Genomic DNA, 9,855 nt, shown 5'->3' with positions numbered 1-9,855 from the left:
GGCCTTCTCGTCGCCGTCCAGCCCGTCGAGGAGCCACTTGCGCGCACTGGTCGCGTTGGTGATGGTCTCGATGGTGGTGAACGTCTTGGACGCGACGATGAACAGCGTCTCGGCCGGGTCCAGGTCGCGGACGGCCTCGTGCAGGTCGGCGCCGTCCACGTTCGACACGAACCGGAAGGTCAGCTCGCGCGCGGTGTAGGGGCGCAGCGCCTCGTAGGCCATCGCGGGACCGAGGTCGGAGCCGCCGATGCCGATGTTGACGACGTTGCGGATCGGCCGGCCGGTGTGTCCGGTCCACTCGCCGGAGCGGACCCGGTCGGCGAAGCCGGCCATCTTGTCCAGCACCGCGTGCACCTTGGGCACGACGTTCTCGCCGTCCACCTCGATCACCGCGTCCCGCGGGGCGCGCAGCGCGGTGTGCAGCACCGCCCGGTCCTCGGTGACGTTGATCCGCTCGCCGCGGAACATGGCGTCCCGCAGCGCGAACACGCCGGTGGCGGCGGCGAGTTCCTGGAGCAGCGCCAGGGTCTCGTCGGTGATCAGGTGCTTGCTGTAGTCGATGTACAGGTCACCGACCCGTACGACGTACCGCTCGGCGCGGCCGGGGTCCGCCGCGAACAGTTCGCGCAGGTGCAGGCGGCCCTGGGCGCGGTGGTCGGCGAGGGCCGTCCACTCGGGGCGGTGGGTGAGCTTCGGGAACTCTGCCATCTCAGGCGTTCTCCTTGGGGGCCACGCCCTGCAGGGCGATGGCGTACATCTCGTCGGCGTCGAGGCGGCGCAGCTCCTCGGCGATGAGTTCGGAGGTGGCGCGGACCTTCAGGGCGAGGGTGCGCGGCGGCTGGCCGGGCAGGCTCAGCGTGGCCAGCGGGCCCTCGGGCCGGTCCACGACGATGTCGCCGTTCGCGGTGCCGAGCCGGACGGCCGTCACGAACGGGCCGGCGCTGTGCACCCGGTCCACGGACACCTTCAGACGGGCCTCCAGCCAGCGCGCGAGCAGCTCGGCGCTGGGGTTGTCGGCCTCCGCCTCCACGGCCGCCGAGGTCACCGGCACCCGGGCCTGGTCCAGGGCGGCGGCCAGCATCGAGCGCCACAGGGTCAGCCGGGTCCAGGCCAGGTCGGTGTCGCCGGGCGCGTAGCAGCGGGCGCGGGTGTTCAGGACCTCCAGCGGCCGCTCGACGGCGTACAGGTCGGTGATCCGGCGCTGGGCGAGCGCGCCCAGCGGGTCCTTGGCCGGGGCCTCGGGGGCGTCCACCGGCCACCACACGACGACCGGGGCGTCCGGCAGCAGCAGCGGCAGCACCACCGAGTCGGCGTGGTCGGAGACCTCGCCGTAGGTGCGCAGCACCACCGTCTCCCCGGTGCCGGCCTCGGAGCCGACCCGGACCTCGGCGTCCAGCCGGGAGTGGGTGCGGTCGCGCAGGGTGCGGGCGTGCCGCTTGATGACGACCAGGGTCCGCGAGGGGTGTTCGCGCGAGGCGTCCTCGGCGGCCTTGATCGAGTCGTAGGCGTTCTCCTCGTCCGTGACGATCACCATCGTCAGGACCATGCCCACGGCGGGCGTACCGATGGCGCGGCGGCCCCGCACCAACGCCTTGTTGATCTTGCTTGCCGTGGTGTCGGTCAGGTCGATCCTCATGGCCTGCGCCAGCTCCGTCCGTCTCGTGCGAGCATCTCGTCGGCTTCCCTCGGTCCCCAGCTGCCCGACGCGTACTGCGCGGGCCTGCCGTGCGCCGCCCAGTACTCCTCGATCGGGTCGAGGATCTTCCAGGACTCCTCCACTTCCTGGTGACGCGGGAAGAGGTTGGCGTCGCCGAGCAGCACGTCCAGGATGAGCCGCTCGTACGCCTCCGGGCTCGACTCGGTGAACGACTCGCCGTAGGCGAAGTCCATCGACACGTCCCGGATCTCCATGGAGGTGCCCGGCACCTTGGAACCGAACCGCACGGTCATGCCCTCGTCGGGCTGGACCCGGATGACGATGGCGTTCTGGCCCAGCTCCTCGGTGGCGGTGGAGTCGAACGGGGAGTGCGGGGCCCGCTGGAAGACGACCGCGATCTCGGTGACCCGGCGGCCCAGCCGCTTGCCGGTGCGCAGGTAGAAGGGGACGCCCGCCCAGCGGCGGTTGTCGATGCCCAGCTTGATCGCGGCGAAGGTGTCGGTCTTCGACTTGGGGTCGATGCCGTCCTCCTGGAGGTAGCCGACGACCTTCTCGCCGCCCTGCCAGCCGGCCGCGTACTGACCGCGCACGGTGTGCAGGCCCAGGTCCTCCGGCAGCCGCACCGACTTCAGCACCTTCAGCTTCTCGGTGAGCAGCGCCTCGGCGTCGAACGCGATCGGCTCCTCCATGGCGGTGAGCGCCATCAGCTGGAGCAGGTGGTTCTGGATGACGTCGCGGGCGGCGCCGATGCCGTCGTAGTAGCCGGCCCGGCCGCCGATGCCGATGTCCTCGGCCATGGTGATCTGCACGTGGTCGACGTAGGACCGGTTCCAGATCGGCTCGTACATCTGGTTGGCGAAGCGCAGCGCCAGGATGTTCTGGACGGTCTCCTTGCCGAGGTAGTGGTCGATGCGGAACACCTGGTCCGGCTCGAACACCTCGTGCACGATCGCGTTCAGCTCGCGCGCGCTGGCCAGGTCGTGGCCGAACGGCTTCTCGATGACCGCGCGGCGCCAGGAGCCCTCCGGGGGGCTCGCCAGGCCGTGCTTCTTCAGCTGCTGCACGACCTTCGGGAAGAACTTCGGCGGCACCGAGAGGTAGAAGGCGAAGTTGCCGCCGGTGCCGCGGGAGGCGTCCAGCTCCTCGACGGCGTCCTTCAGCTGCTTGAAGGCGGTGTCGTCGTCGAAGTCGCCGGGGATGAAGCGCATGCCCTCGGCGAGCTGCTGCCACACCTCCTCGCGGAACGGGGTGCGGGCGTGCTCGCGGACGGAGTCGTGGACGACCTGCGCGAAGTCCTGGTCCTCCCACTCGCGGCGGGCGAACCCGACGAGGGAGAAGCCCGGCGGCAGCAGTCCGCGGTTGGCCAGGTCGTAGACGGCCGGCATCAGCTTCTTGCGGGACAGGTCACCGGTCACCCCGAAGATGACCAGGCCCGACGGCCCGGCGATGCGGGGGAGCCGGCGGTCGCGGGTGTCCCGCAGCGGGTTCGCCCAGTCGGCGGCCGGCAGCACCGGCACGCGCACCTCGTCGGATGCCTGGGCGGCGGGGGCGTTGTCGGTCATCGGGCGTCAGCTCCCTTGCTCTTCAGGGACGTGGCGACGGCGTCCAGCAGCTCCTGCCAGGCCGCCTCGAACTTCGCGACGCCCTCGTCCTCCAGCTGCTGGACGACCTCGTCGTAGGAGATGCCGAGCCGCTCCACGGCGGCCAGGTCGGCGCGCGCCTGGTCGTAGCCGCCGGTCACCGTGTCGCCGGTGATCTCGCCGTGGTCGGCGACGGCGTTCAGGGTGGCCTCGGGCATGGTGTTGACCGTGCCGGGCGCGACCAGCTCGTCCACGTACAGGGTGTCCTTGTACGCGGGGTCCTTCACACCGGTGGAGGCCCACAGCGGGCGCTGCTTGTGGGCGTCCGCCTGTGCGAGGGCCTGCCAGCGGCCGGAGGCGAAGACCTCCTCGTACGCCTCGTAGGCCAGCCGGGCGTTGGCGAGGGCCGCGCGGCCCTTGAGACCCAGGGCCTCGTCCGTGCCGAGGGCGGTCAGCCGCTTGTCGATCTCGCTGTCCACGCGGGAGACGAAGAAGGACGCCACCGAGTGGATGCCCGACAGGTCGATGCCGCGCTCGCGGGCCTTCTCCAGGCCGGCCAGGTAGGCGTCCATGACCTCGCGGTAGCGCTCCAGGGAGAAGATCAGCGTGACGTTGACGCTGATGCCGAGGCCGATCACCTCGGTGATCGCGGGCAGGCCGGCCTTGGTCGCCGGGATCTTGATCATCACGTTGGGCCGGTCGACCAGCCAGGCCAGCTGCTTGGCCTCGGCGACGGTGGCCTCGGTGTGGTGGGCCAGGCGCGGGTCGACCTCGATGGAGACCCGGCCGTCCCGGCCGCCGGTGGTGTCGTACACGTCCCGCAGGATGTCGGCGGCGGCGCGCACGTCGGCGGTGGTCATCATCCGCACGGCCTCGTCCACCGTGACCCCGCGCACGGCGAGGTCGGCGAGCTGCTCCTCGTAGCCCTCCCCGGAGCCGATGGCGGCCTGGAAGATCGAGGGGTTCGTGGTGACACCGACGGCGCTCCCGCTCGCCACCAGCTCGGCGAGGCTGCCCGAGGTGATCCGCTTGCGCGACAGGTCGTCCAGCCAGATGGACACGCCCTCGTCGGCGAGGCGCTTGAGGGCTCCCGGGGTCGCGATTGCTTCGGTCACTGTGCTCATCTTTCTACTTCTGCGTCGGTATCGGGCGCGGTGTGCGCCGGTTTCGGTGGGGGTCGGTGTCAGGCGCGCGCGTCGGCGAGCGACTCGCGGGCCTTCTCGGCGACGTTCTCGGGGGTGAAGCCGTACTCGGCGAACAGGGTCTTCGCGTCCGCGGAGGCACCGAAGTGCTCCAGCGAGACGATGCGTCCGGCGTCGCCCACATAGCGGTACCAGGTCAGGCCGATCCCGGCCTCGACGGCGACCCGGGCCTTCACGGCCGGCGGCAGCACCCGCTCGCGGTACTCGCGCGGCTGCTCCTCGAACCACTCCACGGACGGCATGGACACCACGCGGGTGCCGGTCCCCGCGGCCTCCAGCAGCTCCCGCGCGGCCACGGCGAGGTGCACCTCGGAGCCCGTCGCGATGATGATCACCTCCGGGACCTCCGTCGAGGACTCGCGCAGTACGTAGCCGCCCTTGGCCGCGTCCTCGTTCGGCGCGTACACCGGCACGCCCTGGCGGGTCAGCGCGAGCCCGTGCGGGGCCGGGTGCGTGGCGTGCCTCTTCAGGATCTCGGCCCAGGCGATCGCGGTCTCGTTGGCGTCCGCCGGGCGGACGACGTTCAGCCCGGGGATGGCGCGCAGCGAGGCCAGGTGCTCGACCGGCTGGTGGGTGGGGCCGTCCTCGCCGAGGCCGATGGAGTCGTGCGTCCACACGTACGTCACCGGCAGCTGCATCAGCGCCGACATCCGCACGGCGTTGCGCATGTAGTCGGAGAAGACGAGGAAGGTGCCGCCGTAGATCCGGGTGTTGCCGTGCAGGGCGATGCCGTTCATCTCCGCGGCCATGGAGAACTCGCGGATGCCGAAGTGCACGGTACGGCCGTACGGGTCGGCCTCGGGCAGCGGGTTGCCCGCGGGCAGGAAGGAGCTGGTCTTGTCGATGGTGGTGTTGTTCGAGCCGGCCAGGTCGGCGGAGCCGCCCCACAGCTCGGGGACGACGGGGCCGAGGGCCTGGAGCACCTTGCCGGAGGCGGCGCGGGTGGCGACCGACTTGCCCGCCTCGAAGACGGGCAGGGCGTCCTCCCAGCCCGCGGGCAGCTCGCCCTTGCTCACCCGGTCGAACAGCTCCGCCCGCTCGGGCCGGGCGGCGCGCCACTCGGCGATCCGCTTGTCCCAGGACGCGTGCGCCTCGGCACCGCGGTCCAGGGCCCGGCGGGTGTGCTTCAGGACCTCGTCGGACACCTCGAAGGTCTGCTCCGGGTCGAAGCCGAGCAGGCGCTTGGTGGCGGCGATCTCCTCCTCGCCGAGCGCGGAGCCGTGGGAGGCCTCGGTGTTGCGCGCGTTCGGGGCGGGCCAGGCGATGATCGTGCGCATCGCGATGATCGACGGCCGGCCGGTCTCGGCCTGCGCGGCCTTCAGCGCCCGGTACAGGGCGGGGGCGTCGATGTCGCCCTCGGCGGTGGGCTCGATCCGCTGGGTGTGCCAGCCGTAGGCCTCGTACCGCTTCAGCACGTCCTCGGAGAAGGCGGTCGCGGTGTCGCCCTCGATGGAGATGTGGTTGTCGTCGTAGAGGAAGACCAGGTTGCCGAGCTTCTGGTGGCCGGCCAGCGAGGACGCCTCGGCGGAGACGCCCTCCTGGAGGTCGCCGTCGGAGACGATCGCCCAGATGGTGTGGTCGAAGGGGGAGGTGCCGGCCGGGGCGTCCGGGTCGAAGAGGCCGCGCTCGTAGCGGGCGGCCATCGCCATGCCGACGGCGTTGGCCACGCCCTGGCCGAGCGGGCCGGTGGTGGTCTCGACCCCGGCGGTGTGGCCGTACTCGGGGTGGCCCGGCGTCTTCGAGCCGTGCGTGCGGAACGCCTTCAGGTCGTCCAGCTCCAGCTCGTACCCGGCGAGGTACAGCTGGGTGTAGAGGGTCAGCGAGGTATGGCCGGGGGAGAGGACGAAGCGGTCACGGCCGGTCCACTCCGGGTCCGCCGGGTCGTGACGCATCACCTTCTGAAAGATCGTGTACGCGGCAGGTGCCAGGCTCATCGCGGTGCCGGGGTGCCCGTTGCCCACCTTCTGCACCGCGTCGGCCGCCAGGAGCCGGGCGGTGTCCACGGCACGCCGGTCGAGGTCGGTCCACTCGAAGTCGTCGGAGGTCTGCGTCGTCATCTTCAAGAAGTCCTCGTTGAGTGCGGGATGGGTGGCCTGACGTGTTCAAACTTAAAAGTCTGACTTTTTCGAGGAAAGGTCGGGGTGTGTCAGCCTGTGGTGAATCTGGGACAGTGATCGAACGACGGGAACGGTACGAAAAGGGCATGGCGGTCATGATGGGGCAGGATGGCGGCGGCGGAGCCGGTGGCGGCGACGCCGGGGGCGACGGGACCGCTGGTGGCGACGGGATCAGAACCTTCCCCTTCCCGGCCGAGCTGGCCGTCGGCGGTGTCGGCATGCAGATCGGCCCCATGGGGACCGACCGCACCTGGCACGCCGAGGCCCCCCTGCACCGCGTCCACCGCATCGACTTCCACGTGGTCATGCTCTTCACCGGCGGCCCCGTACGGCACATGATCGACTTCGCCGAGTACGAGGCCGGCGCCGGCGACCTGCTGTGGATCCGCCCCGGACAGGTCCACCGCTTCTCCCGGGAATCCGGGTACCGCGGAACCGTGCTGACCATGCAGCCCGGCTTTCTGCCCCGTTCCACCGTCGAGGCCACGGGCCTGTACCGCTACGACCTGCCGCCGCTGCTGCACCCCGGCCCGGCGCAGCGCGCCGCGCTCCAGGCCGCCCTCGACCAGCTCCGCCGCGAGTACGAGGACACCGCCACGCTCCCGCTCAGTCTGCACACGGCGGTCCTGCGGCACACCCTCACCGCGTGCCTGCTGCGGCTGGCCCATCTCGCCGCCAGCTCCGCGGAGACCTCCCCGCAGCACGCCGACAGCACCTTCATCCGCTTCCGGGACGCCGTCGAGCAGGGCTTCGCCACCAACCACAGCGTCAGCGCCTACGCCGACGCCCTCGGCTACTCCCGGCGCACCCTGGTCCGCGCCGTCCGCGCGGCCACCGGCGAGACCCCCAAGGGCTTCATCGACAAACGGGTGATCCTCGAGGCCAAACGCCTCCTCGCGCACACGGACATGCCGATCGGCCGCGTAGGGGCGGCCGTGGGCTTCCCCGACGCGGCCAACTTCTCCAAGTTCTTCCATCTGCACACCGGCCAGACCCCGGTCGTCTTCCGGGCGGACATGCGGTAGGGCCGGACGCGCCGGCCATGGCGCGACCGTGGGTTCGAGGCACGAACATGCGTTTCCGGCCAACCACCCTACTTTCCATTGACTACTGATTGACCATCTCTTTACCTTCGGTGGCGATGGGTGAGCGTCAACGCCCTGGGTCGTCTGTGTGTGCAGAAACGTTAAGTCTCCTAGTTTCCGGAGGTTCCCCATGGACCAGCTCATCAAGCGCATGACCGAGGAATCCGTGTGGCGGCGGTGGGTCGCCCTCAACTCCGCCGAGGCGGCGAAGGACGGCTGCATCAGCGCCGCGCCCAAGAGCGGCTGCATCAGCGTCGCGGCGAAGAGCGGCTGTATCTCCCGCTGACCTCCGGGAGTTGTGCCCACACCCCGGGCCGCCGGCGCGGCCGTCTCCGCGCCGGCGGCCCTCCGCCGACACCGCCCGGAGAGTTCCTGTGAACCGCATGCCGAGTGCCGACGTCCTGGACAAGGTGCGGGACATCCCGATCTACCGCGCCTCCGTCGAGCGGGGGCACTTCCCGATCCTGGAGAAACCGGAGATCGCCCGGGGTTTCCCAGACAACTGGATGACTCCGCGGCTGGCCCGCGCCCTGGAGACGGGAGAGGCCGAGTTCGTCCTGTCCACGGGCACCAACCACGCCCGTATGCGGCTCATCCGGCCGCCCTACTTCCTGCTCCACTCGTACTACCGCCTGTGGCGCGAACACCCCGAACTCGGCGCTTCCTGGCACACCGGGGCCCGGCGGGTCTCCCTGACCACCGTGCTGGCCACCGAGCACGTGGCCCGCGTCAACGCCCGCAAGCCCGGCGCGACCCCCGGTGAACGCTGGCTCGACGACCGCACGCTGTACCTCAACCGCCGCCTGGATCCCGCCGACTGGGAACGCGAGGACGTCGAGCGCATGCTCGGAGAGATCCGGGAGGTGGCCGGCGCCCACCCCGACGGGGCGTACCTCCTGGACTGCTCCGGCCACCACCTGGCCCATCTGATCCGCAAGGTCTCCGCCTGGGGCCTGTGGGACGGCTTCCCCCGCCCGGCGGGCATCGTGCACGCCTACGAGTACACACCGCTGAACGTCCGCGCCTACCTGCGCTCCCACTTCGACTGCCCCGTGGTCGACCTCTTCGGCAGCACCGAACTCGGTTACCTCTTCTACAGCGACGCCGAGGGCCGGTACCGGCCGTACCTGACGGACATGAGCGTCGAGCTGATCCCGGTCGCGCCGGGCAGCGGCATCCACAGCCTCATCGTCACCAGCGTCCGCAACCCGTACATGCCGCTGGTCCGCTACCGGTCCGGCGACTGCGTCCGCACCCGCGACGGCGGCACCGACCCGGAGCGGATCGTCTCCTTCTGCGGACGGGAGAAGGAACTCCTGCCCACCCCCGGAGGCCCCGTCGCCCAGGCCGACCTCGACAGCCGCGTCACCGGCGTCAGCGGCCGCGTCCTCCTCCACCACCTGCGGCTGACCGGCGACGACACCTGCCGGCTGACGTACACGACCTTCGACGACGTACCGCTCACCCCCGACGAGACCGTCCGGCTCGCCGCCGGCGTCGCCGACCTGACCGGGCGCTCCTGCCGGGTGGAGCACCGCGCCCGCATCCCGATCGGACGCTCCGGCAAGTACTCCTGGCTGACCGCGTCCGACGACCTGACGGCCTGACCCAGGCCCACGGCGCCCCTTCCCCGGCCACGGCGCCTCCTTCTCCGCCCCGGCCCCCCGACCCCGACAGGAATCCCATGCCCACGTCCGCAGCGCCCGCCCCCTCCGGCACCGCCACCGAACCGGTCCCCGGCGCCGAGGAGTTGCTCGGCCCCGCCCTGCACGACGAGGTGGTCCGGCACTTCCTGGCCAAGCCCGGCAGCCCCGGCGAAGCCGTCGTCCGGCACCAGGTCCGCGAGTGCCTGCGCTACCTGTACCTGGTCTCCCGCCACCCCGGCCGGCTCGGCGGCCTCTTCCTCCCCGTCGAGCAGGACGTCGACGAGATCTGGCACTACCTCATCCTGCAGACCCGCGAGTACCGGGAACTGTGCGAACAGCGGCTGCCCGGCGACCGCTTCATCCACCACCGGAGCATCTCCTACGACGCCTACCAGGAGGCTCCCGGGCGGGCCGCGGCCGCCGAGGAGGCGCTGCGCTGGATCCCCCTGTACACGGCCGCGTTCGGCCCCTTCGACGAGGACGCCGTGCCGCACTGGACGATCGTACGGTTCCTGCGCGACGAACTCGGCCTGTCCCCGGCCGAGATCACGGCCCTGGCCGACGACAC

The 9,855-nt window shown here is 71.2% G+C and carries 8 protein-coding genes and 1 pseudogene; 4 read left to right on the top strand and 5 right to left on the bottom strand.

Translation table 11 applies throughout. The annotated features are described in order from the left end of the window. From H5J33_RS13400 to tkt, 5 genes and pseudogenes are all read right to left on the bottom strand, one after another. A pseudogene (locus H5J33_RS13400) lies at nucleotides 1-708 on the bottom strand (glucose-6-phosphate isomerase); the annotation flags it as partial. A gap of 1 nt (nucleotide 709) precedes the next feature. Beyond that, nucleotides 710-1,636, bottom strand: coding sequence for a glucose-6-phosphate dehydrogenase assembly protein OpcA (opcA, locus tag H5J33_RS13395; protein ID WP_181795130.1), 927 nt, complete (start codon nucleotides 1,634-1,636; stop codon nucleotides 710-712). After that, nucleotides 1,633-3,219 (bottom strand): glucose-6-phosphate dehydrogenase, encoded by a 1,587-nt coding sequence (zwf, locus tag H5J33_RS13390; RefSeq protein WP_181795129.1) that lies wholly within the window; start codon nucleotides 3,217-3,219, stop codon nucleotides 1,633-1,635. Before zwf ends, opcA begins: the two co-directional genes overlap by 4 nt. Beyond that, nucleotides 3,216-4,361, bottom strand: coding sequence for a transaldolase (gene tal, locus H5J33_RS13385; RefSeq protein WP_181795128.1), 1,146 nt, complete (start codon nucleotides 4,359-4,361; stop codon nucleotides 3,216-3,218). Before tal ends, zwf begins: the two co-directional genes overlap by 4 nt. A gap of 59 nt (nucleotides 4,362-4,420) precedes the next feature. Next, nucleotides 4,421-6,496 (bottom strand): transketolase, encoded by a 2,076-nt coding sequence (tkt, locus tag H5J33_RS13380; protein ID WP_181795127.1) that lies wholly within the window; start codon nucleotides 6,494-6,496, stop codon nucleotides 4,421-4,423. 158 nt (nucleotides 6,497-6,654) lie between these two features. Here tkt and H5J33_RS13375 point away from each other — a divergent pair, with 158 nt between their 5' ends. From H5J33_RS13375 to H5J33_RS13360, 4 genes are all read left to right on the top strand, one after another. Then, nucleotides 6,655-7,581 (top strand): AraC family transcriptional regulator, encoded by a 927-nt coding sequence (locus H5J33_RS13375; RefSeq protein WP_181795131.1) that lies wholly within the window; start codon nucleotides 6,655-6,657, stop codon nucleotides 7,579-7,581. A gap of 190 nt (nucleotides 7,582-7,771) precedes the next feature. Further along, nucleotides 7,772-7,927: a hypothetical protein gene (locus tag H5J33_RS13370; RefSeq protein WP_181795126.1), complete on the top strand. Its 156-nt coding sequence runs from the start codon at nucleotides 7,772-7,774 to the stop codon at nucleotides 7,925-7,927. Nucleotides 7,928-8,024: 97 nt separating this feature from the next. Beyond that, nucleotides 8,025-9,248 (top strand): hypothetical protein, encoded by a 1,224-nt coding sequence (locus H5J33_RS13365; RefSeq protein WP_220212300.1) that lies wholly within the window; start codon nucleotides 8,025-8,027, stop codon nucleotides 9,246-9,248. A 77-nt stretch (nucleotides 9,249-9,325) separates the two neighbouring features. Continuing rightward, nucleotides 9,326-9,855 (top strand): hypothetical protein (locus H5J33_RS13360; protein ID WP_181795124.1); only part of this gene is annotated, 530 nt, incomplete at its 3' end.

The sequence above is a fragment of the Streptomyces sp. WELS2 genome, assembly GCF_013870595.1.
Classification (GTDB): Bacteria; Actinomycetota; Actinomycetes; order Streptomycetales; family Streptomycetaceae; genus Streptomyces.
The sequence above is the reverse complement of the archived record's forward strand: the minus strand, read 5'-3'. Positions and strand labels throughout refer to the sequence as shown.

Excerpts from the sequence above, each read along its gene's own strand:
- opcA (WP_181795130.1), bottom strand. The coding sequence starts at position 1,636 with ATGAGGATCGACCTGACCGACACCACGGCAAGCAAGATCAACAAGGCG.
- zwf (WP_181795129.1), bottom strand. The coding sequence starts at position 3,219 with ATGACCGACAACGCCCCCGCCGCCCAGGCATCCGACGAGGTGCGCGTG.
- tal (WP_181795128.1), bottom strand. The coding sequence starts at position 4,361 with ATGAGCACAGTGACCGAAGCAATCGCGACCCCGGGAGCCCTCAAGCGC.
- tkt (WP_181795127.1), bottom strand. The coding sequence starts at position 6,496 with ATGACGACGCAGACCTCCGACGACTTCGAGTGGACCGACCTCGACCGG.
- H5J33_RS13375 (WP_181795131.1), top strand. The coding sequence starts at position 6,655 with ATGGGGCAGGATGGCGGCGGCGGAGCCGGTGGCGGCGACGCCGGGGGC.
- H5J33_RS13370 (WP_181795126.1), top strand. The coding sequence starts at position 7,772 with ATGGACCAGCTCATCAAGCGCATGACCGAGGAATCCGTGTGGCGGCGG.
- H5J33_RS13365 (WP_220212300.1), top strand. The coding sequence starts at position 8,025 with ATGCCGAGTGCCGACGTCCTGGACAAGGTGCGGGACATCCCGATCTAC.